21 protein-coding genes are annotated in these 24,140 nt (G+C 72.3%); 17 read left to right on the plus strand and 4 right to left on the minus strand.

All coding sequences use genetic code 11. From position 1 onward, the window contains the following. From ASE25_RS21105 to ASE25_RS21120, 4 genes are all read left to right on the plus strand, one after another. Entirely contained in the window at nucleotides 1-963 is a 963-nt protein-coding gene (locus ASE25_RS21105; protein ID WP_235508787.1) for a pseudouridine synthase, read from the plus strand. Between the two features lie 133 nt (nucleotides 964-1,096). Further along, nucleotides 1,097-4,522: an ExeM/NucH family extracellular endonuclease gene (locus ASE25_RS21110; RefSeq protein WP_056827294.1), complete on the plus strand. Its 3,426-nt coding sequence runs from the start codon at nucleotides 1,097-1,099 to the stop codon at nucleotides 4,520-4,522. A gap of 97 nt (nucleotides 4,523-4,619) precedes the next feature. Then, on the plus strand, nucleotides 4,620-5,036 hold the full coding sequence (locus tag ASE25_RS21115; protein WP_056777665.1) for a nitroreductase/quinone reductase family protein: 417 nt from the start codon (nucleotides 4,620-4,622) through the stop codon (nucleotides 5,034-5,036). 26 nt (nucleotides 5,037-5,062) lie between these two features. Then, on the plus strand, nucleotides 5,063-7,162 hold the full coding sequence (locus ASE25_RS21120; RefSeq protein ID WP_056776284.1) for a S9 family peptidase: 2,100 nt from the start codon (nucleotides 5,063-5,065) through the stop codon (nucleotides 7,160-7,162). A gap of 34 nt (nucleotides 7,163-7,196) precedes the next feature. Here ASE25_RS21120 and ASE25_RS21125 read toward each other — a convergent pair whose 3' ends face one another. Next, a complete protein-coding gene (locus tag ASE25_RS21125) occupies nucleotides 7,197-8,453 on the minus strand; it encodes an endonuclease (protein WP_056827295.1) in 1,257 nt (418 codons plus the stop codon). 234 nt (nucleotides 8,454-8,687) lie between these two features. Here ASE25_RS21125 and hisD point away from each other — a divergent pair, with 234 nt between their 5' ends. Genes hisD through ASE25_RS21150 form a run of 5 tightly spaced genes read left to right on the plus strand, consistent with a single transcriptional unit; the run spans nucleotide 8,688 to nucleotide 12,966 of the window. Further along, the gene (gene hisD, locus ASE25_RS21130) at nucleotides 8,688-10,055 is read left to right on the plus strand and encodes a histidinol dehydrogenase (RefSeq protein ID WP_056776288.1); all 1,368 of its coding nucleotides are present in this window, start codon (nucleotides 8,688-8,690) and stop codon (nucleotides 10,053-10,055) included. Further along, complete coding sequence (locus tag ASE25_RS21135; RefSeq protein WP_056776291.1) at nucleotides 10,052-11,221, plus strand: histidinol-phosphate transaminase; 1,170 nt, start codon at nucleotides 10,052-10,054, stop codon at nucleotides 11,219-11,221. The genes hisD and ASE25_RS21135 overlap by 4 nt, the downstream gene beginning before the upstream one ends. Continuing rightward, nucleotides 11,218-11,826: an imidazoleglycerol-phosphate dehydratase HisB gene (gene hisB / locus ASE25_RS21140; RefSeq protein ID WP_056776294.1), complete on the plus strand. Its 609-nt coding sequence runs from the start codon at nucleotides 11,218-11,220 to the stop codon at nucleotides 11,824-11,826. Before ASE25_RS21135 ends, hisB begins: the two co-directional genes overlap by 4 nt. A gap of 16 nt (nucleotides 11,827-11,842) precedes the next feature. Next, the gene (hisH, locus tag ASE25_RS21145; protein WP_056776297.1) at nucleotides 11,843-12,481 is read left to right on the plus strand and encodes an imidazole glycerol phosphate synthase subunit HisH; all 639 of its coding nucleotides are present in this window, start codon (nucleotides 11,843-11,845) and stop codon (nucleotides 12,479-12,481) included. Nucleotides 12,482-12,537: 56 nt separating this feature from the next. Beyond that, nucleotides 12,538-12,966 (plus strand): hypothetical protein, encoded by a 429-nt coding sequence (locus tag ASE25_RS21150; protein WP_056827296.1) that lies wholly within the window; start codon nucleotides 12,538-12,540, stop codon nucleotides 12,964-12,966. A gap of 6 nt (nucleotides 12,967-12,972) precedes the next feature. Here the strand turns inward: ASE25_RS21150 and ASE25_RS21155 are convergent, their stop codons facing one another. Next, on the minus strand, nucleotides 12,973-13,932 hold the full coding sequence (locus ASE25_RS21155; protein ID WP_235508788.1) for a homocysteine S-methyltransferase family protein: 960 nt from the start codon (nucleotides 13,930-13,932) through the stop codon (nucleotides 12,973-12,975). A gap of 261 nt (nucleotides 13,933-14,193) precedes the next feature. Between ASE25_RS21155 and priA the strand changes: the two genes are divergently transcribed. Genes priA through ASE25_RS21170 form a run of 3 tightly spaced genes read left to right on the plus strand, consistent with a single transcriptional unit; the run spans nucleotide 14,194 to nucleotide 17,182 of the window. Next, nucleotides 14,194-14,952 (plus strand): bifunctional 1-(5-phosphoribosyl)-5-((5-phosphoribosylamino)methylideneamino)imidazole-4-carboxamide isomerase/phosphoribosylanthranilate isomerase PriA, encoded by a 759-nt coding sequence (priA, locus tag ASE25_RS21160; protein WP_056827297.1) that lies wholly within the window; start codon nucleotides 14,194-14,196, stop codon nucleotides 14,950-14,952. Next, nucleotides 14,949-15,740: an SseB family protein gene (locus ASE25_RS21165; protein WP_056827298.1), complete on the plus strand. Its 792-nt coding sequence runs from the start codon at nucleotides 14,949-14,951 to the stop codon at nucleotides 15,738-15,740. The genes priA and ASE25_RS21165 overlap by 4 nt, the downstream gene beginning before the upstream one ends. Before the next feature lie 26 nt (nucleotides 15,741-15,766). Then, nucleotides 15,767-17,182, plus strand: a complete 1,416-nt coding sequence (locus ASE25_RS21170) for a DUF445 domain-containing protein (RefSeq protein ID WP_082619892.1) — start codon at nucleotides 15,767-15,769, stop codon at nucleotides 17,180-17,182. A gap of 30 nt (nucleotides 17,183-17,212) precedes the next feature. Here the strand turns inward: ASE25_RS21170 and ASE25_RS21175 are convergent, their stop codons facing one another. Further along, nucleotides 17,213-17,674, minus strand: coding sequence for a MarR family winged helix-turn-helix transcriptional regulator (locus tag ASE25_RS21175; RefSeq protein ID WP_056776314.1), 462 nt, complete (start codon nucleotides 17,672-17,674; stop codon nucleotides 17,213-17,215). A 59-nt stretch (nucleotides 17,675-17,733) separates the two neighbouring features. Here ASE25_RS21175 and ASE25_RS21180 point away from each other — a divergent pair, with 59 nt between their 5' ends. Both ASE25_RS21180 and ASE25_RS21185 read left to right on the plus strand, forming a co-directional pair. Continuing rightward, a complete protein-coding gene (locus ASE25_RS21180; RefSeq protein ID WP_056776317.1) occupies nucleotides 17,734-18,162 on the plus strand; it encodes an organic hydroperoxide resistance protein in 429 nt (142 codons plus the stop codon). Between the two features lie 64 nt (nucleotides 18,163-18,226). Beyond that, a complete protein-coding gene (locus ASE25_RS21185) occupies nucleotides 18,227-19,228 on the plus strand; it encodes an NADP-dependent oxidoreductase (protein WP_056827299.1) in 1,002 nt (333 codons plus the stop codon). 77 nt (nucleotides 19,229-19,305) lie between these two features. Here ASE25_RS21185 and ASE25_RS21190 read toward each other — a convergent pair whose 3' ends face one another. Continuing rightward, nucleotides 19,306-21,372: an elongation factor G-like protein EF-G2 gene (locus ASE25_RS21190; RefSeq protein ID WP_056827300.1), complete on the minus strand. Its 2,067-nt coding sequence runs from the start codon at nucleotides 21,370-21,372 to the stop codon at nucleotides 19,306-19,308. 166 nt (nucleotides 21,373-21,538) lie between these two features. Here ASE25_RS21190 and ASE25_RS21195 point away from each other — a divergent pair, with 166 nt between their 5' ends. From ASE25_RS21195 to rpmI, 3 genes are all read left to right on the plus strand, one after another. Beyond that, nucleotides 21,539-22,870 carry an MFS transporter gene (locus ASE25_RS21195; RefSeq protein ID WP_056827301.1) on the plus strand — a complete coding sequence of 444 codons (1,332 nt, stop codon included), beginning with the start codon at nucleotides 21,539-21,541 and terminating at the stop codon, nucleotides 22,868-22,870. 331 nt (nucleotides 22,871-23,201) lie between these two features. Next, nucleotides 23,202-23,798, plus strand: a complete 597-nt coding sequence (gene infC, locus ASE25_RS21200) for a translation initiation factor IF-3 (protein ID WP_369793525.1) — start codon at nucleotides 23,202-23,204, stop codon at nucleotides 23,796-23,798. A 93-nt stretch (nucleotides 23,799-23,891) separates the two neighbouring features. Continuing rightward, a complete protein-coding gene (gene rpmI / locus ASE25_RS21205) occupies nucleotides 23,892-24,086 on the plus strand; it encodes a 50S ribosomal protein L35 (RefSeq protein ID WP_020144695.1) in 195 nt (64 codons plus the stop codon). Nucleotides 24,087-24,140 lie beyond the last annotated feature (54 nt).

The following is a 24,140-nucleotide window of genomic DNA, read 5'->3' on the forward strand; positions in this document are numbered from 1 at the left end:
GTGGCGCGGGGGCCGGTTCCACCCTCCCCGCTGCCGCCGCGTCACGGCGTCGACGCCCAGCGCTTCCGGATGCCGCAGTCGGGGCCTTGGGGGTCGCTGCGCGACCACCTCGTCGAGCGGCTTGCACCGGGACTCACGGCCGACGAGGTCGACCGGATGCTCGGGGCGGGGGAGTTCGTCGACGCCTCGGGAGCGCCGGTGCCCGCGGACGCCCCGTTCGTGCCGCAGTCGGCCGTCTGGGCGCACCGCGACCTACCGGTCGAGGTGGTGCATCCGGAGGAGCTCGTCGTGCTGCACCGCGACGAGCGCATCGTCGTCGTCGACAAGCCGCACGACATGGCGACGATGCCCCGCGGCCGGCACGTCGTGCAGAGCGCCCTGGCCCGGGCCCGCGTCCTGACCGGCGAGCACCGGCTCGCCCCGGCCCACCGCCTCGACCGGCCGACGGCAGGTGTCCTGATGTTCACGACGGAACAGCGGTGGCGCGGCGCGTACCAACGCGTCTTCGCCGAGTCGCTCGCGCACAAGGAGTACCTCGCGGTCGCACCCGTCCGTGAGGGGCTCGTCCTGCCCCTCGTCCGGCGCACGCGCCTCGTCAAGGAGCACGGCACGCATCAGGCCCACGAGGTCGAGGGCGCCGAGCCCAACGCCGAGACGCTCGTCGAGCTGGTCGACACGGCGTCCGGTGCCGGGCGGGCGGGGGAGGACCTCGGGCTCTACCGCCTGACGCCCCGCACCGGGCGCACGCACCAGCTGCGCTGCCAGCTCCAGGGCCTCGGCGTCCCCATCGTCGACGATCCGCTCTACCCCGTCGAGCGAGACGTGCCGGTGGGCGACTTCAGCTCCCCGCTGCAGCTGCTCGCCGCCGTGCTGGCCTTCGACGACCCCGTCGACGGCACACCCCGCCGGTTCGTCACGCGGCGCCGGCTGGCCCGCTGGCCCGGCTCGTGGCCCGCCTGCTGAGCCCCGCGACGGGCCGGCCGCGATGTCACCGGGCGTTCAGCAACCGGTGGTCATCTCGACGCGCGAGACGGACCGCCCCGGTCTAGGGTGACCCGCAGACCGCGCGGAAGAGCCGGTCCCAGGGAGGAAATCCATGCGTCAATCTCGTCCTGCCCTGCGCCGGGTCGCCGCGGTCACCACCGCTGCGCTCGCCGTGGGCATCACCCCCTTCGTCGCGGCCGCACCGGCCTCAGCGGCGGCCCCGACGGAGCTGTTCATCAGCGAGTACGTCGAGGGCTCGAGCAACAACAAGGCGCTCGAGATCTACAACGGCACCGGGGCGACGGTCGACCTCGCCGCGGCCGGGTACACCGTCCAGGTCTTCGCCAACGGCGGTAGCACTGCCATCACCACGAACCTCACCGGCTCCGTCGTCTCCGGAGACGTGTTCGTCTTCGCGAACAGCTCGGCAAACGCCGCGATCAAGGCTGCCACCGACCAGCAGAGTGGCAACGCGAACTGGAACGGGAACGACGCAGTCGTGCTGCGCAAGGGCTCGACCGTCCTTGACGTCGTCGGCCAGGTCGGTAGCGACCCCGGGGCCGCAGGATGGGGCACGGACCCGACCAACACGACGGACAACACGATCCGCCGCAAGTCGTCCGTCACCAAGGGCGACACCAACGGTTCCGACGCGTTCGACCCCGCCGTCCAGTGGGACGGCTACGCCGTCGACACCATCGACGGCCTGGGCAGCCACTCCGTCGACGGCGGTCCGGCGACCGACGTCGCTCCGAGCGTGACCTCGACGACCCCGACCGACGGCTCGCCCAACGTCGCGGTCGACGCGAGCCCCACGGTGACCTTCTCCGAGCCGGTCAACGCCACCGCGGGAGCCTTCACCCTCTCGTGCTCCCTGTCCGGCGCCAAGACCTTGGCTGTCACCGGCGGCCCGACGACCTTCACGCTCGACCCGTCGGCCGACTTCGCCCTCGGCGACGCCTGCACCCTGACGGTCTCGGCCCCCGCCGTCACCGACCAGGACGCCATCGACCCGCCGGACTCCCTGGCGACCGACGTCGTCGTGCACTTCTCGGTGCCGGCCGCCAACCCGTGCGAGGTCACCCCGACCCCGATCCCGGCCATCCAGGGCAGCGGCGACACCGCGGCGATCACCGGCTCGGTCACGACGCGCGGCGTCGTCGTCGGTGACTACGAGGGCGGGTCACCCGCCCTGCGCGGCTTCTTCCTCCAGGACCCGAAGGGCGACGGCGACCCCGCGACGTCCGACGGCATCTTCGTCTTCGAGGGCAGCAACGCCAATGCCGTCCAGCTCGGTGACGTCGTCACCGTGACGGGCAACGCCGGCGAGAACCAGGGCCAGACCCAGGTCAGCGCCGCCACCGTCGCGGTCTGCGGCACCGGTTCGGTCGCCCCGACCGAGGTGCGCTTCCCCGTGGCCAGCCCGACGGCGCTCGAGCGCTACGAGGGCATGCTCGTCACGCTCCCGCAGGACATGTCCGTCACCGAGCACTTCCAGCTCGGCCGCTTCGGCCAGGTCACGCTCTCGCAGGGAGGCCGCCTCGAGCAGCCGACCAACGTCGTCGCCCCGGGGGCCGACGCCGCGGCCCTCCAGGCGTCCAACAACCTGCGCAAGATCATCCTCGACGACACGACGCAGGCCCAGAACGTCGACCCGATCGTCTTCGGTCGAGGCGGCCAGCCGCTGACCGCGGCCAACACCCTGCGCGGTGGCGACACCGTCACTGACCTGACCGGTGTCCTCAACTACACCTGGGGTGGCAACGCGGCCAGCGCCAACGCCTACCGCATCCGCCCGGTCTCCCCGTCCGCGACCGTCGACTTCCAGCCGACGAACCCGCGTCCTTCGAGCCCGCCCGCCGTGGGTGGCGACACCCGCGTCGTCGGGATGAACCTGCTCAACTTCTTCAACACGCTCGACACGACCGGCAACAACTGCCGCGGCGGGCTCACCGGTGCGGTCATGGACTGCCGCGGAGCCAACACCGCAACGGAGTTCGACCGCCAGTGGCGCAAGACCCTCGCTGCAGTCTCGGGCACCCAGGCCGACGTCGTCGCCTTCATGGAGATGGAGAACGACGGCTACGGCGCGGACAGCGCCGAGCAGTTCCTCGTCGGGAAGCTCAACGAGAAGGACGGCTACGGCACGTGGGCGTTCATCGACGCCGACGCCGGCACCGGCCAGACGGACGCCCTCGGCAACGACGCGATCAAGGTCGGCATGCTCTACAAGCCGGCCGCGGTGACGCCGGTGGGCACGACCGCGGCGCTCAACTCCGTCGACTTCGTCAACGGGGGCGACTCCGGCCCGCGCAACCGTCCCTCGCTCGCCCAGGCGTTCCGCGACAACTCGACGGGCGGCACGTTCGTCGCCGTCGCGAACCACCTCAAGAGCAAGGGCAGCGCGTGCGACGCGCCCGACGCCGGCGACGGCCAGGGCAACTGCACCGCGGTCCGCGTCCGTTCGGCGCAGCTGCTCGCCGCCTGGCTGGCCGGTGACCCCACGGGCACGGGTGACCCCGACGTCCTCATCCTCGGCGACATGAACTCCTACGCCAAGGAGGACCCGATCACGACGCTCGAGAAGGCCGGCTTCACCAACCTCATCGAACAGCGCAACGGGCGTGAGGCGTACTCCTACGCCTTCGACGGGCAGTGGGGCTACCTCGACCACGCGCTCGGCTCGGCGTCGATCAGCAGCCAGGTGACGGAAGTCGGCGACTGGCACGTCAACGCCGACGAGCCCGCGATCCTCGACTACAACACCGAGTTCAAGACGGCCCGGCAGGTCACGAGCCTCTACGCGGCCGACGAGTTCCGGATCTCCGACCACGACCCCGTCGTCGTCGGGCTCGACCTCACCAACGCCGCCCCGGTCGTCGGCACGGTCACCGGCCCGACGTCGGCCGTCTCGGTCGGCTCCCCGGCGGGCGTCAGCGCGACGTTCTCCGACGCCGACCCACTCGACACCCACACGGCGAGCATCGCGTGGGGTGATGGGACGACCGCGGCGGCCACCGTCACCGGTGGCACGGTGAGCGGCAGCCACGTCTACGCGGCGGCGGGCATCTACACCGTGACCGTCACCGTCACAGACCAGTGGGGCAACGCGGGCTCGGGCACGACGAGCGTCGTCGCCTACGACCGCGCGGCCGGCTTCGTCACCGGGGGCGGCACGATCGCGTCCCCGGCCGGCGCCCTGACCTCGAACCCGTCGCACAGCGGCAAGGGCAGCCTAGAGCTGTCCGTCGCCTACGGCAGCGGGGCCACCGTTCCGTCCGGCTCGTTCGGCTACGGCCTCGCGGGCACGTCGTTCTCCGTCGCCACGACGACGTTCGACTGGCTCGTCGTCAGCGGCACGACGGCGACCTTCTCGGGGCCGGTCACGGTCAACGGGACCGCCGGCTACCGCGCGGTCGTCACCGTCACCGACCAGGGCAAGAGCGACACGTTCCGCCTCGTCGTGACGACGACGTCGGGCTCCGTGGCCTACGACTCCGGCACGCAGACCGTGAATGGTCAGATCGTCATCCACTGACCGACGCAGGGACGCACGGCCCGGGATCGACCGATCCCGGGCCGTTCGTCGCGTCCGGAGGGGCCGTTCCCGGCCGGCCGGCCGCTACCGTGACGCCATGAGGCGAGCACTGTTCGTGCGGGTCAACCGGGTCGTCAACGTCGTCGTCAGGCGTCTCGGGCTGCGCCGCTTCCGAGGTGGTGACCTGCTCCTGCTGACGACGACCGGGCGACGGAGCGGGCAGCGCCGCACGACGCCGCTCCTGCACCTCGCCCGGGACGGGGGATGGCTGGTCGTGGCCTCCAACGGCGGCGCCGACTGGGAGCCGGGCTGGTGGCTCAACCTCCGCGCCGGGGCCCCGGGCACGGTGGAGGTCGACGGCCGAGCGGTGCCGGTGCGCGGCGAGGAGGTCACCGGGCCCGAGCGTGAGCAGCTCTGGGGCGAGCTCACCGAGAGGGTCTTCGACTTCGACTCCTACCAGGCGAAGGTGAGCCGACGGATCGCCGTCGTCAGGCTGACGCCCACCTCCGGCTGACCGGGCTCGCAACCTAGACTGCCCGGATGCAGCACCCCCCGACCGCTCGGCGCGACCCCGTCGCCCGCGAGCACCACGGCGACCGTGTCGACGACCCCTACGCGTGGATGGCCGACCGCGACTCGGACGAGCTGCGCGAGCTGCTCGTGGCCGAGAACGCTCATGCCACCGAGCGCACCGAGCACCTGCGTCCGCTCGCCGAACAGGTCTTCGAGGAGTTCCGCTCGCGCATCGAGGAGACCGACCTGTCGGTGCCCGTGCGTCACGACCGCTGGTGGTACTACTCCCGCACGGTCGAGGGCGAGCAGTACGCCGTCGAGGCGCGCGTGCTCGTGGCCGACCACCCGCAGCGGCCGACGCTCGACGCCGGTCGCCCGCCCGTCGGCGAGCAGGTGCTCCTCGACCAGAACGAGGAGGGCCGGGACCACGAGTTCTTCGCGGTCGGCGTGAGCGAGGTGTCGCCGTCGGGCGACCTGCTCGCGTATGCCGTCGACGTCGTCGGCGACGAACGCTACGACGTGCGCGTGCGCCGGATCGAGGACGGAGTCGTCCTCGACGACGTCGTGCGCCGCACCGGCGGGTCGTTCGCCTGGTCACTCGACGCGGGGCACTTCTTCTACACGCGCGTCGACGACGCCTGGCGGCCGCACCAGGTGTGGCGCCACGAGGTGGGCACATCCGCCGAGGCCGACGTGCTCGTGCACGAGGAGGCCGACGAGCGATTCTTCGTCGGGGTCGGCACCTCGCGCGACGACCGGCTGGTCATCATCGCCATCGGGTCCAAGACGACGAGCGAGTTCCGCCTCCTCGAGGCCGACGCACCGATGGGCACGCCCCGGGTCGTGGCCGAGCGCCGCCAGGGCGTCGAGTACGACATCGAGCCCTTCGGCGACCAGCTGCTCGTCACGCACAACGCCAACCGCGTGAACTTCGAGCTGGCCACGGCCCCCGTGACGAGCACCACGGTGGACGACTGGGTGCCGCTGGGCGTCACGACGGAGGACGAGTACGTCACGGGCGCAGAGGGATTCGACGACTTCATCGCGGTCTCGCTGCGTCGGGAGGGCGGCACCGGAGTGCGCGTCGTGCTGCGCGACCCGACCGCCCCCAACGGTCTGGGGGAGTCGCACGACATCGCGGTCGGGGAGCCCATCGGCACGCTCCACGTCGGCGTGAACCCCGAGGCGGACACACCCACGCTCCAGGTCGTCCACGAGTCCCTCGTCACGCCGCGGACCGTGGAGGACTACGACGTCCGTGCCCGCACCTTCACGCTGCTCAAGCAGCAGCACGTACGAGGCGACGTCGACCTGGCGCAGTACCGCCAGCGACGCGAGTGGGCCACGGCGCCCGACGGGACCCGCGTGCCGATCTCCGTCGTGCACCGCCACGACGTCACGGCCGACGGCACGGCTCCCGGGCTGCTCAACGCGTACGGCGCCTACGGCATCTCGAGCGACCCGTGGTTCTCCGTCCTGCGACTCTCGCTCCTCGACCGCGGATGGGTCTTCGCCATCGCACACGTGCGCGGTGGGTCCGAGATGGGGCGGTCGTGGTACGACGACGGCAAGCTCGAGGCGAAGCCCAACACGTTCACCGACTTGGTCGCGTGTGCGGACCACCTCGTCGAGAGCGGCATCGTCGCGCCGGATCGTCTTGCGGCAGAGGGCGGCTCGGCGGGGGGCCTGCTCATGGGGGCCGTCGTCAACCTCGCTCCTGAGCGCTTCCGCTTCGTCCACGCGCAGGTGCCGTTCGTCGACGCACTGACGACGGTGCTCGACCCGAGCCTGCCGCTCACGGTCGTCGAGTGGGAGGAGTGGGGCAACCCGCTCGAGGACCCGACGGCATACGCGCTCATGAAGTCCTACAGCCCCTACGACAACGTCCGGCCGACGCGCCACCCGAGCCTGCTCGTCACGGCGGGCCTCGACGACACCCGCGTCTACGTCACCGAGCCGGCCAAGTGGGTCGCGGCGCTGCGGCACGCCGACCTCGACGTGGACGACCCCTCGCAGATCCTCTTCCGCACCGAGATGGCCGCGGGCCACGGTGGCCGGTCCGGGCGCTACGACCTGTGGCGGGAGTGGGCCTGGGAGACGGCCGTGCTCATCGACCAGACGTCGTGAGCCGGCCGTCCCCGGGCCCCACCGCGCTGCGGGGTCAGGAGCCGTACATCGCGGTCACCCACTCCGGGTGGTCGATGAACGGGTTCCGGTTGTGCTGCCAGGTGTCGAAGATGACCTGGTTGCGGCGCTTCTCGAACGCGTCGGGCGGGTCCTGCAGGTTCCACTGCTTGAGCACCGAGAGCTTGCCGATGTAGGGCGCGGTGCCGTTGCCGACGAGGTTGCTCGGCTCGAGGTCGGCGAAGCCGTCGCCGCCGTCCCAGCGGACCGCCATGTAGAAGATCATCCGGGCGACGTCGCCCTTGACGGCGTTGCGCGGCTCGAAGGAGTCGGCATCGCTGAGGCAGCCGGTGCACTGGGACACCGCCGACCCGCCGAGGTCGAAGTCGAGGTTGCCGCGGGTGGAGTTGACGGTGACGTCCTCCGGCCGCAGGTGGTGCACGTCGGTGCCCGGGCCGTTGACCGTGCCGAAGTCGCCGTGGCTCTTGGCCCAGACGTGCTCGCGGTTCCACTGGTCGACGCCGCCACCGTTGTCGGACTTGGCGATCGAGCGCCCCGAGTAGATCTCGACGACGTTGTTGGTGTTGCTCGGGTCCTGGTCGGTGTCCTTCAGGGCGGTCCAGACCTGGTCGTAGGTCAGGGTCGTGACGCCGCTGGAGATGATGCGGTGCAGCTCGGTGTGCAGCGCCGAGCCGGTCTTGCCGATGGCCGACGCGTAGTACGTCGAGTCGTAGGGGCTCGTCGTGCCGGTGGGGTTCGGGCTCGTCGTCGTGCTCGTGGGGCTGGTCGTCGTGGTCGTCGTCGACGTGCCGCTGAACGCGAAGGCGCTCGTCGAGGTCATGCCCGGGTGCGAGAAGTACGCCGCCAGCGCACCGGTCACGTCGAGCTGGCGCCCCATGAGGGAGGGGTTGCTCTGCAGACCCCACGAGGACCGGAACGCGGACGGGATCTGGACGTAGAGCATCCGGCTCGTCGACGTCTCCGACGCGGAGTCGGCGATGGCGAGCGCGTAGTCGTTGGGGAAGTTCGAGCGCACGACGGTGCTCGTCGCGGTCGGCTGTCCCACGACGTAGCCGCGGACGTTCGCGCTCTGACCGGTCTGCGACCCGATGGCCTGCGACACCGTGAGCGGGGTGGCCGCGGCCAGAGCGGGCGCTGCGGCCACGCGGGGGAGTGGCAGGGTCGTCGCCGGCGAGCCCGCAGCGCTGGTGAGCGCGAGACTCGGCGGGACGAGGGCGATGGCGAGGCCGGTGACGACGGCAGCGATGCGACGCCGGGGGATGACGACGGGCACGGGTTCTCCTGTCGGGCGGGGGAGCCGGGTGGATGACGCAACCCCACGGCCCGGGTCGGGCGGTGGCCCCACGAGCGTGTCGGAACGGCCGTGATCGCCGGGTCAGTCGTTGGTCTGACCTTCGTCAGTGCCGGTCCAAGATTCGGCAGGCGCGAGGACCGACGCCGCGGCCCTCGCTCCGCACGGTGAGACCGTGGTCCGGGCCCCGGGCCGCGCCTTCTAGACTGGTGACCCATGATGTCCTCCCTCGACCTGCGCGGGCGCACGCTCGACGTGCGCTTCCTGCGCAAGGCCCTGCCACGAGCCGAGTTCGACGTCACGGCAGCCCTCGAGCAGGTGCGGCCGATCTGTGAGGACGTCGAGCATCGCGGGGCCGTGGCGCTGCGCGACCTCGGCGAGCGGTTCGACGGCGTGCGGCCGACCCACCTGCGCGTGCCGCGGGCCGTGCTGCAGTCCGCCCTCGACCGGCTCGACCCCGACCTGCGCGCCGCGCTCGAGGAGTCCATCCGTCGCGCCCGCATCGTCCACGCCGACCAGCGCCGCACCGACACGACGACCGAGGTCGTCCCCGGCGGCACCGTCACCGAGCGGTGGGTGCCCGTCGACCGCGTCGGTCTCTACGTGCCCGGTGGACTCGCCGTCTACCCGAGCAGCGTCATCATGAACGTCGTCCCGGCCCAGCTCGCCGAGGTCGGTTCGCTGGCCGTCGCGTCACCGCCGCAGCGCGAGAACGTCGGCGAGTTCGCCGGCTACCCGAACCCGACGATCCTCGCGGCGTGCGCGCTCCTCGGCGTCGACGAGGTGTATGCCGTCGGCGGCGCCCAGGCGGTCGCGATGTTCGCGCACGGCTTCGTCGACGACGACCCCCAGTGGGGCGAGGTCGACGGCGAGCCGGTCGTGTGCGACCCCGTCTCGCTCGTCACCGGCCCCGGCAACATCTGGGTCGTCGCCGCCAAGCGCCTGCTCAAGGGCCTGATCGGCATCGACGCGGAGGCCGGTCCCACCGAGATCGCGATCCTCGCCGACGACTCGGCCGACGCGGACCACGTGGCCGCCGACCTCGTGAGCCAGGCCGAGCACGACCCGCTCGCGGCCTCGGTGCTCGTCACCGACAGCGAGGAGCTCGCCGAGGAGACCCGGCGCGCCCTGGCCCGTCGGGTGCCCGCCACGAAGCACGCGGAGCGCGTCACCGAGGCGCTCGAGGGCACGCAGTCGCGGATCGTCCTCGTCGACGACGTCGTCGCCGGTCTCGCCGTCGTCAACGCGTATGCCGCCGAGCACCTCGAGATCCAGACCCGCGACGCCGCGGGCGTCGCCGCCCGCGTGCGCAACGCCGGTGCCGTCTTCGTCGGTCCGCACAGCCCGGTGAGCCTCGGCGACTACGCCGCCGGCTCCAACCACGTCCTGCCCACCGCCGGCTGCGCGTGCCACTCGAGCGGCTTGTCGGTGCAGTCCTTCCTGCGCGGCATCCACGTCGTCGACTACGACGAGCCCGCCCTGCGCGATGTCGCCCGCCACGTCGTCACGCTCGCCCAGGCCGAGGACCTCCCGGCCCACGGCGAAGCCGTGACGGCGCGGTTCGGCGACGAGGTGCCCCGGTGACCGACCGGCCGAGCGCCGCCGACGAGGTCCAGCGTCTGCTCCGGCCCGACCTGCGCGGTCGCACGCCGTACGGCGCTCCGCAGCTCGACGTGCCGGTCCGGCTCAACACCAACGAGAACTCCTACCCAGTTCCCCAGGTCGTCGTCGACGCGGTCGTCGCGGCGCTCGCCGACGACGTCGCCTCGCTCAACCGTTACCCCGACCGCGAGTTCACCGACCTGCGCAAGGCGCTGACGGCATACCTCGAGAAGCAGTCGGGGGTGTCGGTGACGCCCGAGCAGGTGTGGGCCGGCAACGGCTCCAACGAGGTGCTGTCGCACATCGTGCAGGCCTTCGGCGGTCACGGCCGGGTCGCGCTCGGCTTCACGCCGAGCTACTCGATGCACCCCATCATCAGCGAGACGCACGGCACCACATGGGTCGACGGGCTCCGCTCTGCCGCAACCGATCCCGATGCCTTCGACCTGACCGCAGAGTCGGCTGCGCAGCAGGCCCGGGCGCACGACCCGTCGATCGTGTTCCTCTGCTCGCCCAACAACCCGACCGGCACGGCGCTGCCGTTCGAGGTCATCGGTGCCGTGCTCGAGGCGGCCCCGAACGCTGTCGTCGTCGTCGACGAGGCCTACGCCGAGTTCGCCCGGCCGGGCACGCGGTCGGCACTGACGCTGCTCGCCGAGCACCCCAGGCTCGTCGTGACGCGCACCATGAGCAAGGCGTTCGCCTTCGCCGGCGGTCGCCTCGGCTACCTCGTGGCGGCCCCAGAGCTCGTCGACGCGCTGCGCCTCGTGCGGCTGCCCTACCACCTGAGCAGCCCGACGCAGACGATCGCCCGCATCGCCCTCGAGCACGCCGACGTCATGCTCGGCACGGTCGAGGTCATCAAGCACCAGCGCGACCGGATCGTCGACCGTCTCGCCGCGCTCGGTGCGCGCCCCGTCGCCAGCGACAGCAACTTCGTCCTCTTCGGCGGCCTCCGAGACGAGAAGGCCACGTGGGAGGCCCTGCTCGACGAGGGCGTCCTCGTCCGCGACATGGGGATCGCCCACCACCTGCGCGTCACGGCCGGCGACCCCCACGAGACGACCGCGTTCCTCGAGGCCATGACGCGCCTCGCCCCCGCCCACGTCCTCCCCAGCAGCGCCGACCGGCAGGAGCCACCCGCATGAGCCCCACCAGCCGCACCGCGAAGATCAGCCGTGCGACGTCCGAGTCGTCCGTCGAGCTCTGGCTCGACCTCGACGGCACCGGCACGTCCGACATCTCGACCGGCGTCCCGTTCTACGACCACATGCTCCACTCGCTGAGCAAGCACTCGCTCATCGACCTCACGGTCAAGGCCACGGGAGACGTCGACGTCGACGTGCACCACACGGTCGAGGACACGGCGATCGTCCTCGGCCAGGCCCTGCGCGAGGCGCTCGGCGACAAGGCCGGCATCTCCCGCTTCGGTGACGCCACGGTCCCGCTCGACGAGGCCCTGTGCCACGCCGTCGTCGACGTCGCCGGTCGTCCGTACGTCGTGCACGAGGGCGAGCCGGAGGGCCAGCAGTACGCCCTCATCGGTGGCCACTTCACCGGCTCGATGACACGGCACGTCCTCGAGTCCTTCGCCTACAACGCCGGACTGTGCCTGCACGTGCGCGTCCTCGCGGGCCGCGACCCCCACCACATCGTCGAGGCGCAGTTCAAGGCCGTGGCGCGCGCGCTCCGGGCGGCCATCGCACCCGACCCCCGCGTCGTCGGGATCCCGAGCGCCAAGGGAGCGCTCTGACGATGGTGGCTCGTCGATGAGCGCCGGCGTCGTCGTCCTCGACTACGGCAGCGGCAACGTCCGGTCGGCCGTGCGTGCCCTGGAGCGCGTCGGTGCCACGGTCACCCTGACGTCCGACCCCGTCCGCGCCCTCGAGGCGGACGGACTCTTCGTGCCCGGTGTCGGCAACTTCCACGCCTGCATCGCGGGACTCGCGGCCGCGCACGGACCCCGCATCATCGGTCGACGGATCAGCGGGGGCCGGGCGGTCCTCGGCGTCTGCGTCGGCATGCAGGCGCTCTTCGACGGCTCGACCGAGCCGTCCGACCACCCGCTCGAGGGGCTCGCGGAGTGGCCCGGCACGGTCGAACGCCTCCCGGCCGACGTCGTGCCGCACATGGGCTGGTCCGAGGTCGAGGCCGCCGAGGGCTCGCGGCTCTTCGCCGGCGTCGAGCACGAGCGCTTCTACTTCGTCCATTCGTACGCCGTGCAGCAGTGGACGCTGGAGGCCACCGGCGCCTTCGCCCGCGTCGCACCCGCGGTCACGTGGGCGAGCCACGGTGCGAAGTTCGTCGCCGCGGTCGAGAATGGGCCCCTGAGCGCGACCCAGTTCCACCCCGAGAAGTCCGGCGACGCCGGGCTGCACCTGCTCGAGAACTGGGTCCGCAACCTGTGACCGTGCCGACGTCCGCCGACTGACCGGCGGGCGGTGGCCTCGACGAGGAGTGGATCGTGGCGACGAGGAAGACGGCGAGCAGCTCCGGCAGTGCGAGCAGGAAGCGCACGACCAGGGCGACCAAGAGCGCGACGAAGAGCACGACCAGGGGGACCGCGTCGTCGACGCGGCGGTCCTCGTCCGGTGCGCTCTACCCGCGGCGCCGGAGCAGCCACCCCGGACTGCCGACGACGCTGGGCACGGCACTCGGGACGCTCGTCGTGACGACCCTGCTCGACCTGTCCTGGCCGGTGCGCATCGTCCTCGTCGTCGTGGTCGTCGTCGCCGGGCTGGGATACGTCCTGTGGCGTCACCGGTCCGAGCTCGCCGCCGGGGGAGGTGTCGACGCCACGCCGGACGGCCCGTCCGCTCCGGACGTGGCTCCCGCGCCGGGCGCGGGCGAGCCGCCGGCTCCCACCGCCCCGCCTGCCACGCCGGCGTCGTAGGCCCGTTCAGACAGGGACGTCGCCGCCGCGATGCTGGTCGACGCCCCAGAGCCGTGCGACGTGAGAGGCGTCGGTGCCACAGCACCCTCCGACGACCGTGACACCCGGGAGCCGTCCGACCACCCGGTCGTGTCCCGCCGAGATCGTGTCGAGGTCGCCCGCGTCCAGGTCGTCGGCGTCGTCGAGCTCCGCGTGGCTGCGCGTCGACGCGTTGTAGCGCAGCCCGAGCAGCCTGCTGCGCCAAGCGCTCCCGTCGTCGTCGGCGTCCAGCCCCGCGAGCACGTGCTCCGGGTGGGCGCAGTTGACGAGGTAGTAGTCCGGGGCCTCTCGGTCGTCGACCTCGGAGATCGTCTCGGCCAGCGTCGTCCCGTCGGGGAGCCGCCCGTCCACCTCCACCGTGAACGAGATCGCCACGGGCAGCCCGTGCTCCCGGCAGGACTGCGCGATCCCGATCGCCTCGCCGGCTGTGGTGAGGGTGTACGCCGTGACGACGTCCACGCCCGCCTCGGCGAACGCCGCCACCTGGGCTTGGTGGTAGTCCGCGGCCTCGGCCGGGTTCGGCGCGCCGGCACTGCGGTAGCCGTCGCCCCGAGGGCCGACCACCCCCACGACGACGACGTCCTGCAGCCCGAGCTCGACGGCATACCGGCGACGCAGTGAACGGAGCAGGTCGACGGCGTCCGCGTTGGCACGGTCCAGGTCGGCCCTCGTGTGGCCGAGCCGCGCGCCCCAGTCCGGGTTGGCACGCCACGTCGGTGACTCGAGGAGCAGGCCTGCCCCGGCCCGGGCAGCGATGGAGGCGTAGGCGTCGTAGTAGCCCGTGAGCAGCTCGCGGCCGGCCGCGTCGCCGAGCAACGGGTAGGCGGCGAACTCGTCGAGCTCGACCCCGTGGTTGAAGATCAGGTCGGTCTCGAGGCCACCGTCCGTCACCATCGGCCGACCGGCCAGCTGTGGCAGGTGATCCATGGCGGCTCCCGTGCGTCGCGAGGTTCGGGTCCCACCGGTCTACCAGACGCCACCAGCCGGCAGGCGCGGAACGTGGGGAAGGCGACCGCGCCGTGGTGGGCGAGTGATCCACGGACCGACACGGCGGGAGCGGCGCCGCGGGCACACGGCATACTCGGTGGTCGCACGTCCGGCGTCCCGACGCCCGGGCGCACCTGACACCGACCACGACACACCGACCACGACCGCGACGGTCGTGACCGACCCGAGGAGCCGACCCCGATGACCGGCCAGCACCACGCCGCCCAGCCTCACCTCGAGCTGCTGCCCGCCGTCGACATCGCCGGCGGCCGTGCCGTCCAGCTGGTCCAGGGCGTCGCCGGCACCGGCGGCGAGTTCGGCGACCCGTGGGAGGCCGCGCTGCGCTGGCAGGAGCAGGGGGCGGAGTGGATCCACCTCGTCGACCTCGACGCGGCCTTCGGTCGTGGCAGCAACCGCGACCTCATCGCCTCGATGGTCGGTCGGCTCGACCTGCAGGTCGAGCTCTCTGGCGGCATCCGCGACACGGAGTCGCTCGACGCGGCGCTCGCCACGGGCTGCCGCCGCGTCAACATCGGCACCGCCGCGCTCGAGGACCCCGAGTGGACGGCGTCGATCATCGCCGCGCACGGCGACCGCGTCGCCATCGGCCTCGACGTCCGGGGCACGACGCTCGCGGCACGGGGATGGACCCGCGAGGGCGGTGACCTCTGGGAGACGCTCTCACGCCTCGACGCCGAGGGTTGTGCGCGCTACGTCGTCACCGACGTCAACAAGGACGGCATGCTCCAGGGCCCCAACGTCGAGCTGCTCCGCGACGTGTGCGCCCGCACCGACCGTCCGGTCGTCGCCAGCGGCGGCGTCTCGACCCTCGAGGACATCGCGGCGGTCCGCGAGCTCGTCGGCGAGGGGGTCGAGGGGGCCATCGTCGGCTCGGCCCTCTACCGCGGCGCCTTCACGCTGCCCGAGGCGCTCGACGTCGCCGGCCGCCCGGGCGCATGAGCTCACCGACGCCGGCCTCGGGCCACCACGACGAGCTGGGCCGTCCCGCCGACTCCGCCGGCCAGGCGTGGGAGGGCAAGTCGATCCCCTCCCACGGCTTCGCCGGCGACACGGGAGCGGCCGACGCGGCCCTCGTCGCGGCGTTGGCCGCGGCGCACGGCACGCCGGGTGACGACGCGGAGACGGCCCTGATGGAGCACGTGGCTCAGGCCCGCTGGCTCGTCCCCGTGGTCGCCGTGGCGACCGAGGTCGACGAGTCCGGGCCGCACGCCGTCGACACCCGCAGCGACATGGCCGCGGTCACCCTGACGTCCCCCGACGGGTCGCGGGCGCTGCCGATGTTCACCTCCCTCGAGAGCCTCGCCGCGTGGGACCCCGGCGCCCGGCCGGTGCCGGTCCGCGCCGCCGCCGCGGCGCAGGCCGCGATCAGCGAGGAGTGCCACGTGCTCCTCGTCGACGTCGCCTCGCCCCACGCGACGGTCCTGCGTCCGAGCATGCTGTGGGCGCTCGCCCAGGAGCGCGCGTGGGGACCCAGCCACCGCGATGCCCACGTCGCGGCGGCCGTGCGAGCGGCGGTCGAGACCGAGCCGCAGGTCGTGGGCCACCGCCTCGAGGCGGGGGAGCCCGCGGGCGCCGGCGTGCTGCGGGTCGTGCTCTCCCTGGAGCCCGGCCTCGGCGCCGAGCTCGTCGGGGCCGTCGCGACACGGATCGGGGAGCGGATCGCGACCGACGGCGAGACCCGTGCGAGGATCGATGCTCTGACCTTCGCGCTCGAACCGGCGCGCTGAGCACATCACCCGTGGAGGTGCCGGACGTGGACACCACACCCCAGACGACTCGGGAGCGTGACCCCGAGGTGCCTCCGGCGACGACCGGCGCCGGGACGACAGCCGACGTCCCGACCGGACCCGGGCGCCCCGGTGGACGGTCGGGCGCAGACGCCGGCCGAGGGGCGGGCCCCTCGAGCGGTCCTCTCGGCTTCATCGTCGACCCGGCCCTCGATGCGCAGCGCCGGCGCGACCTGCGGAAGATGCGGCTCGTCGCCACCGGCCTGCTCGTCTTCGCGGCGATCGTCTACGTCCTCACGCGGGGGCACGACGACGGCCTGCTCGGCTTCGTCAACGCCGGCGCCGAGGCCTCGATGGTCGGTGCCTGCGCCGACTGGTTCGCCGTCACGGCCATCTTCCGGCACCCGCTCGGGCTCCCGATCCCGCACACCGCCCTCATCCCTCGCAAGAAGGAGATGATCGGTCGCAGCCTGGAGGAGTTCGTCAGCGAGAACTTCATGCGCGAGGACATCATCCGCGAGCGGGTGCTCGACGCCGAGCCCACCCGGCGGGCGGCCGAGTGGGCTCTGACCCCCGGTCACGCGAAGCGCCTCGTCGACGAGGTCGCCACAGTCACGGTCCACGCGCTGCACCGGATCCCCGACGAGGACGTCCGCGCCGTCATCGAGCAGGCCCTGCTCCCGCGCCTCGCGCAGGAGCCGATCAGCTCGCTGGCCGGGGGACTGCTCGACCAGGTGGTGCGCGACGAGGCGCACGTCGGCCTCGTCGACCTCGCCCTCGACGAGGTGCGCATCTGGCTCGTCGACAACGAGGACGTCTTCGAGTCGCTCATCACGCAGCGCGCCCCGGCGTGGGTGCCCGACGCGATCAACGACATCGTGGCCCGCAAGGTCCACGTCGAGGCGCTCAAGTGGCTGGCCGACATCCGCAACGACCCGCGGCACGACGTGCGCCTCGCGCTCGACAAGCTGCTCATCGACCTCGCCGACGACCTCCAGCACGACCCCGTGACGCAGGCCAAGGCGGAGCGCCTCAAGGAGCGCGTGCTGTCACACCCGCAGGTGGCGGACACGGCGATGTCGCTGTGGGCCTCGTTCCGTGCCGTCGTCGTCGCCGCCCTCGAGGACGAGGGCGGGCCGGTGCGGGCCCGCGCCGTCACGGAGGTGACGGCTCTCGCCGAGCGGCTCCTCGCCGACGCCGCGCTGCGCGAGCGCATCGACACGCGCATCTGCGACGCGACGATCTACGCGATCGACCGCTACGGCACCGAGCTGACGAGGATCATCAGCGACACCGTCGACCGGTGGGACGGCAAGGAGACGGCCGAGCGGGTCGAGCTCCAGGTGGGCCGCGACCTGCAGTTCATCCGGATCAACGGCACCCTCGTCGGTGGGCTCATCGGCATGCTCATCCATGCCGTCTCGATCGTGCTGCCCTCCTGACACCCACGCGGCACGTCGACCCGGACGCCCTCAGACCCCGGTGTCGAGCCGTTCGGTCACCTGGCGCAGCGTGCGGTGCAGGTCGACCAGCTCCTGTCGCGAGAGGCCGCTTCGGAGCGCGATCTGGTGCGGCAGGTCGCCGAGCGCCGCGAGGCGGTCGCGCCCTCCGTCCGTCGCCGACACGAGGACCCGGCGCTCGTCCTCGGGGTCGCGGACCCGCTCCACGAGGCCGGCCGACTCCATCCGCTTGAGGAGCGGGGAGAGCGTGCCCGAGTCGAGTCGCAGGTGCTCGCCCAGCCGGCTCACCGTGAGCGGCCCGTGCTCGGCGACGGCCATGAGGGCGATGTACTGCGGGTAGGAGAGTCCGTGCTCCGACAGCAGCTCGCGGTAGACGGCGTCGAACGCCCGCACGGTCGTGTGCATGGCGTAGCAGATCTGCTGCTCGAGGCTCAGCGTGCTCGCGGCGGCGGAGGTCGGATTGGACGGGCTCATGACCCAAGCGTACTATCAAATTGCGCACAATCTAATTGTTGGCAACACAAGGAGCCTCGATGAGCACCACCACCCAGACCGCCCAGTACGTCGCCTCGGCCACCGCCTCCGGGCGTGAGGGTCGCGCCGTCACGTCCGACGGTCGACTCGACGTCACGCTCGCCGCACCCCGCGAGCTCGGCGGAAGTGGGGAGGGCACGAACCCCGAGCAGCTCTTCGCCGCCGGGTATGCCGCGTGCTTCGCGAGCGCTCTCGGGCTCGTCGCGCGCAAGCGCCGCGTCGAGGACTTCGACGTCGCCGTCACGGCCGACGTCAGCCTCTCGGGGTCGTCGGGCACCGGCTTCGGCCTCGGGGTCGTGCTCCACGTCGAGCTCCCCGAGGGCCTCGACCCCCAGCTGGGCCGTGAGCTCGTCGACACGGCGCACCAGGTGTGCCCCTACTCCAACGCGACGCGCGGCAACATCCCCGTCGAGATCGTCGTCGACTGACGTCATCCGGCCACGGCCGCTTCGCACCCGCACTTCCAGAACCGCTGTCCCAGAAGGAGACCCGATGACCACCCCCCGTGAGGTCCAGCTCGTCAGCCGTCCTGTCGGCTGGCCCACCCCTGACGACTTCGCCCTCGTCGAGAGCGCGCCGTTCGACCTTGCCGACGGCCAGGTCCGCGTCCGCAACGAGGTCATGTCGGTCGACCCCTACATGCGCGGTCGCATGAGCGACGCCAAGTCCTACGCCGAGCCGTACGCGCTGGGTGAGGCCATGCACGGCGGCGCGGTCGGTGTCGTCACCGAGTCGCGCGCCGACGGCGTCACCGTCGGCGACCACGTGCTCCACGGTCTCGGCTGGCGCGAGGAGGCCGTCGTCGACGGCTCCGCCGTCCGTGTCGTCGACACGTCGGTGGCCCCGGCGTCCGCCTACCTCGGCGTGCTCGGCATGACCGGCCTCACGGCATACGCCGGCCTGACCCGTGTCGCGCAGATCAAGGAGGGGGACGTCGTCTTCGTGTCCGGCGCCGCCGGGGCCGTCGGCAGCGTCGTCGGGCAGGTCGCCAAGGCGCTGGGCGCCAGCCGGGTCATCGGTAGCGCCGGCTCGCAGGAGAAGGTCGACCACCTGCTGGGCGACCTCGGCTTCGACGCCGCGTTCAACTACAAGGACGGACGGGTCTCCGACCTGCTCCGCGAGGCTGCGCCCGACGGCATCGACGTCTACTTCGACAACGTCGGCGGCGACCACCTCGAGGCCGCCGTCGGTTCGCTGCGGCTCGGCGGCCGCATCGCGATCTGCGGCGCGATCTCGGTCTACAACAACACCGAGGCGGCCCCGGGCCCGCGCAACCTCGCGCGCCTCATCCAGACCCGCGGCACCATCACGGGCTTCCTCGTCGGCGACCACTGGGACCTCGCGGGCGAGTACGCCCAGCGCGCGGCCGGCTGGATCGCGGACGGCACGCTGACCTCGCGCGAGACGTTCGGCGACGGGATCGACCACGCGGTCGACGCCTTCCTCGGCGTCCTGCGCGGGGAGAACGTCGGCAAGATGGTCGTCCGCCTCTGACGGCGGCCGCGCGACGGACGGGAGAGGGCGGGTGCTTCGGCACCCGCCCTTCGCCGTCCCGGCGCTCCTGCGCGACGTCAGCCCCCGAGCAGGTCCTTGGCCTTGTCGGCCGGCAGCAGGTCGTGGCGCAACGGCTCGCGCACGAACGACCCGGTGCCGTGCGACACCGACCGGAGGTCGATGGGGTAGCGCGACAGCTCTGCCGACGGCACCTCGGCGTGCACGACGGTCCAGCCGCCCTCGGGGCCCATCCCGTCGGCCGGCTCGGTGCCGAGCACCTGGCCGCGGCGTCCGCGCAGGTCCGACATGACCGCCCCGAGGTAGTCGTCGGCGATGGTGATGTCGACGCGGTCGATCGGCTCGAGCAGCGCCATCGTCGAGGCGTTCGCCGCCTCCTTGAGAGCGAGCGCCGCGGCGGTCTGGAAGGCGACGTCGGACGAGTCGACGGAGTGCGACTTGCCGTCGGTGAGCGTGACGCGGACGTCGACGACCGGGTGGCCGGTGAGCAGGCCCTTCTCGAGCTGGAGGCGGGCCCCCTTCTCGACCGACGGGATGAACTGGCGCGGCACGGACCCGCCGACGACCTTGTCGACGAACTCGAAACCCGATCCGCGTGGCAGCGGCTCGATGACGATCGAGCACACGGCGTACTGCCCGTGACCGCCCGACTGCTTGACGTGGCGACCCTGCACCGAGCACGTGCGCACGAAGGTCTCGCGCAGCGCAGTCCGGTAGGGCTCGGCCGTCACCGTCACCCCGTAGCGCTCGGAGAGCTGGTCGATGAGGTCGTCGACGTGGGCCTGGCCCATCGTCCAGAGCACGACCTGGTCCGTCTCGTGCGAGTGCTCCATGCGCATCGTGACGTCCTCGGCCACGAGGCGTTGCAGCGCCCCGCCGAGCTTGTCGTCGTCGGACTTCGTCGCCGCGCGGATCGCGACGGGCAGCTGCGGCTCGGGGAGCAGCCACGGCTCGACGACCGCGGGCCGGTCGACGGAGGACAGGGTGTCGGAGGTCTCGGCGTGGGTCAGCTTCGTCACGAGTGCGAGGTCGCCGGCGATGGCGGTGCCGCGGGGGCGGTGCGACTCGACGAAGGGCGACGCGAGCGGGCCGACGCGCTCGTCGTCGTCGTGGGCCGGGTGGCCGGCGACCTCGTGCCCGACGAAGTCACCGAGGTGGCCCGACACGTGGACCGTCTCGTCGACGCGGAGCGTGCCGGAGAAGACGCGCACGAGCGAGAGGCGCCCGACGTACGGGTCGGTCGTCGTGCGCACGACCTCGGCCACGAGCGGCTGGGACGGGTCGCACGTCACGCCCTTGACGGGGCCACCGACCGGTGACGTGACGGCCGGCAGCGGGTGCGCGGTCGGGTCGGGGAAGGCCCGCTCGATCATGCCGAGCAGCTCCTCGGTGCCCGCGCCGGTCAGGGGCGAGACCGGGACGATCGGGAAGAAGGTGCCCTGGGCGATGGCCGTACGCAGGTCGCCGAGCAGCGACTCGGTGTCGATGGTCTCGCCCTCGAGGTAGCGGTCGAGCAACGTCGCGTCCTCGGACTCCTCGATGACGGACTCGATGAGGGCCGACCGCGCGTCCTCGTGCTCGGCGGACGTCTCGCCGGTCAGCAGTCCCACGACCCCGGTGACCGAGCCGTCCTCGACGACGGGCCAGTGGGTGGCCCGGGCGTCGCCGAAGGTGCGACGACACATCTCGACCGTCGTCGCGAAGTCGGCGCGCGGCTGGTCGAGGTGGGTCACGACGACGGCTCGCGGCATCCCGACGGCCGCGCACTCGCGCCACAGCAGCGACACGGGCCGGTCGATGTCGTCGGCGCCGGAGACGACGAAGACGGCGGCGTCCGCGGCCCGGAGGCCCGCGCGGAGGTCGCCGACGAAGTCGGGGTAGCCGGGGGTGTCCAGGAGGTTGAGGGTGACCGGGCCGGACTCGAACGAGGCGGCGACGAGGGTCGTGGTGCGGACGTGGTCGCCCAGGGAGGTCCGCTGACCGGGGACACGTGCCGAGACGAGCGCCTCGAAGAGTGCGGTCTTGCCGGCCCCGCCGGGTCCGACCAGCACGACGTTGCGGATGTCCTGCGGCGAGGCGGGGTTGGGGGCCGCAGGAAGATCTGATCTGCCGGGCGTCTTAGCCATGCCCCCACCCAACTCCTGTCGCCCAGCCGTCACAAGACCCATCGCGTATGCCGCCCGCCACCTCGGTGGTTCATCCCCGGGTCGCCCCCCGGGCCGCGCCCGCGCGCTCTGCCGCCTCCGTGGAACCCGGGTGCGCACCGTCGGTGCGAGGTGACAGGCTGACGCCATGGATCTGGGGGCCTACCGGCCGGTGCTGGCCAACCGAGACACCCGCAACGCGCTGCTGCTCGGCTTCCTCATCCGCGTCCCCATGTGGGCGGGAGGGGTGATCCTCACCCTCCACGTCGTGACGTCGCTCGGCCGCAGCTACGGCGCTGCCGGCCTGGTCACGGCCGCCTCGACCGTCGCGGTCGCCGTCTCCGGGCCCTGGCGCGGCCGGCTGCTCGACCGCATCGGCCTGCGGCGCACCGTCGGCCCCTCGCTCGTCGTGCAGGTCGTGTGCTGGTCGATCGCGCCGTGGGTGGGCTACGCCCCGCTCATCGCCTTCGCGGCGCTCGCCGGGCTCTTCGTCGTGCCCACCTTCTCGATCCTGCGCCAGGTCATCATCCGTTCGGTGCCGAGCGAGCAGCGGCGCACCGCCCTGTCGCTCGACTCGTCGGCGACCGAGCTGTCGTTCATGGCGGGCCCTGCCATCGGGGTGTGGCTCGCCACCTCGTGGGACACGTCGTGGGCCCTGCTCGTCTGCGAGCTCGCATCCGTCGCAGCGGGATTCGTGCTCTGGGTGGTCAACCCCCGCCTCACCTCCGACTCCGGCGAGGGGCACCCGGACGGCGGCGCGGCGGGGGAGGCGGCGCACGACGAGCAGGGCGAGGCCGCCCGGGCGGACGCCATCGCCGCCCCGTCCGTGCCCGACGACACCGCCCCGGCCCGGGCCGTCCGCGGCTTCATCACCGTGCCGGTCGCCGCGGTCTACCTCGCCGCCGCCTGCTCGACGCTCGTCCTCAGCGGCACCGACGTGGGCATCGTCGCGGCGCTGCGGTCCTTCGGGGCCACCGGCTCGATCGGGTGGGTCCTCGCGCTCTGGGGTGCCGGGTCCCTCGTCGGCGGCATCCTCTACGGCGCCTGGCACCGCTCCTTCTCCGTCTTCTGGCTGCTCGGCGGCCTCGCGGCCACGACCGCCCCCGTCGCCCTCGCCGCGGGCGTGCCGAGCTTCGCCGTCCTCATCACCGTCTCCGGCTTCCTGTGCGCCCCCACGATCACCGCCACCGTCGAGCAGCTGAGCCGTCAGGTCCCGGAGCGGTTCCGCGGCGAGATGATGGGGTGGCACGGCTCGGCCATGACCGCGGGCTCGGCCTTCGGTGCACCGCTCGCCGGCTTCGCCATCGACCGAGGCGGCTGGCAGTGGGGGTTCGTCGTCGTCTCCGCCGTGGGCGTCCTCGTCGCACTCGTCGGCCTCCTCGGGTCGCGGGCCAGCCGGAGGGCGCAGGGCCGGACCGCTGCCGGGGGCCCTGTCGTCGATTCGGAGCACGGCGTCTCGGCTGCTAGCATGGAGCACTGACCAGCCGTCACCCATGCTCCCGCTCCGGCGGAGGCGGGTGACGACGTGCAAGAGAAGCTCGCTTCCACCCGCGCCGACCTCACAGTCGCCGGGTCAAGGTCTGCTCGACCAGGTGTCCTCCGTGGCACCGGTGTCGAGCCGTGTGACGCGACGGCGACCGTCCGGCATACGCGACCCTTGGGCTCCTCGTGCACACACGGGGAGCCCTTTTCTCGTTGTGGTCGCAGCAGGACTGGCACCACCCCCGTCTGGTCACACCATTCATCGAACTTAGGAGCACCACATCAGCGAGCCTCGCATCAACGAGCGCATCCGGGTCCCGGAAGTGCGCTTGGTTGGCCCCAACGGCGAGCAGGTCGGCATCGTCCGCGTCGAGGACGCGCTGCGTCTGGCCGAGGAGGCGAACCTCGACCTCGTCGAGGTGGCCCCCATGGCCAAGCCGCCGGTCGCCAAGCTCATGGACTTCGGCAAGTTCAAGTACGAAGCCGCCATGAAGGCACGGGAAGCGCGCAAGAACCAGGTCAACACGGTCATCAAGGAGATCAAGCTCCGTCCGAAGATCGACCCGCACGACTACGGCACGAAGAAGGGCCACGTCGAGCGGTTCCTCAAGGCCGGCGACAAGGTCAAGGTGACGATCATGTTCCGCGGTCGCGAGCAGTCGCGGCCCGAGCTCGGTCGCCGTCTGCTCGAGCGCCTCGCCGAGGACATCGCCGAGCTCGGCTTCGTCGAGTCGGCCCCGAAGCAGGACGGCCGAAACATGATCATGGTGATCGGCCCGACCAAGAAGAAGGCGGAGGCCAAGGCCGAGCAGCGTCGCTCCCGCGAGCAGCACGACCAGCGCTCCACCGGCGAGCCGGCAACGTCCGGTGAGCAGCCGGAGGCCCAGGCCCCGCAGACCGACGAGGCCACCGCCGCCGCCGAGTGATCGGCGGGCGGTGACCCGCCGGAGGCGAGAGCCCCCGGCACGACACACCACGTGCGCCCACTGGCGCACGCAACACGAAGGAGATCGGCCCCCATGCCGAAGATGAAGACGCACAGCGGTGCGAAGAAGCGTTTCCGCCTCACCGGCACCGGCAAGGTCATGCGCGAGCAGGCCGGCGGTCGCCACCTGCTCGAGCACAAGTCGAGCAAGAAGATGCGTTCCATCGCGAACGACGTCGAGCTCGCCAAGCCGGACGCCAAGAAGGCCAAGAAGCTCCTCGGCAAGTGAGCCGGGACCCCCACCCATCAGCGATTCGCTGAGCAGCCGGGTCTCCGGTAAGCC

The sequence above is a fragment of the Terrabacter sp. Root85 genome (genome assembly GCF_001429185.1).
Classification (GTDB): Bacteria; Actinomycetota; Actinomycetes; order Actinomycetales; family Dermatophilaceae; genus Terrabacter.

Bases quoted from the DNA above. Each gene is read 5' to 3' on its own strand.
- ASE25_RS21165 (WP_056827298.1), top strand. From the start codon at position 14,949: ATGAGCTCACCGACGCCGGCCTCGGGCCACCACGACGAGCTGGGCCGT.
- ASE25_RS21120 (WP_056776284.1), top strand. From the start codon at position 5,063: ATGCAGCACCCCCCGACCGCTCGGCGCGACCCCGTCGCCCGCGAGCAC.
- ASE25_RS21175 (WP_056776314.1), bottom strand. From the start codon at position 17,674: ATGAGCCCGTCCAATCCGACCTCCGCCGCCGCGAGCACGCTGAGCCTC.
- ASE25_RS21180 (WP_056776317.1), top strand. From the start codon at position 17,734: ATGAGCACCACCACCCAGACCGCCCAGTACGTCGCCTCGGCCACCGCC.
- ASE25_RS21110 (WP_056827294.1), top strand. From the start codon at position 1,097: ATGCGTCAATCTCGTCCTGCCCTGCGCCGGGTCGCCGCGGTCACCACC.
- hisH (WP_056776297.1), top strand. From the start codon at position 11,843: ATGAGCGCCGGCGTCGTCGTCCTCGACTACGGCAGCGGCAACGTCCGG.
- hisD (WP_056776288.1), top strand. From the start codon at position 8,688: ATGATGTCCTCCCTCGACCTGCGCGGGCGCACGCTCGACGTGCGCTTC.
- ASE25_RS21195 (WP_056827301.1), top strand. From the start codon at position 21,539: ATGGATCTGGGGGCCTACCGGCCGGTGCTGGCCAACCGAGACACCCGC.
- ASE25_RS21190 (WP_056827300.1), bottom strand. From the start codon at position 21,372: ATGGCTAAGACGCCCGGCAGATCAGATCTTCCTGCGGCCCCCAACCCC.
- ASE25_RS21185 (WP_056827299.1), top strand. From the start codon at position 18,227: ATGACCACCCCCCGTGAGGTCCAGCTCGTCAGCCGTCCTGTCGGCTGG.
- ASE25_RS21115 (WP_056777665.1), top strand. From the start codon at position 4,620: ATGAGGCGAGCACTGTTCGTGCGGGTCAACCGGGTCGTCAACGTCGTC.
- priA (WP_056827297.1), top strand. From the start codon at position 14,194: ATGACCGGCCAGCACCACGCCGCCCAGCCTCACCTCGAGCTGCTGCCC.
- hisB (WP_056776294.1), top strand. From the start codon at position 11,218: ATGAGCCCCACCAGCCGCACCGCGAAGATCAGCCGTGCGACGTCCGAG.
- rpmI (WP_020144695.1), top strand. From the start codon at position 23,892: ATGCCGAAGATGAAGACGCACAGCGGTGCGAAGAAGCGTTTCCGCCTC.
- ASE25_RS21155 (WP_235508788.1), bottom strand. From the start codon at position 13,932: ATGGATCACCTGCCACAGCTGGCCGGTCGGCCGATGGTGACGGACGGT.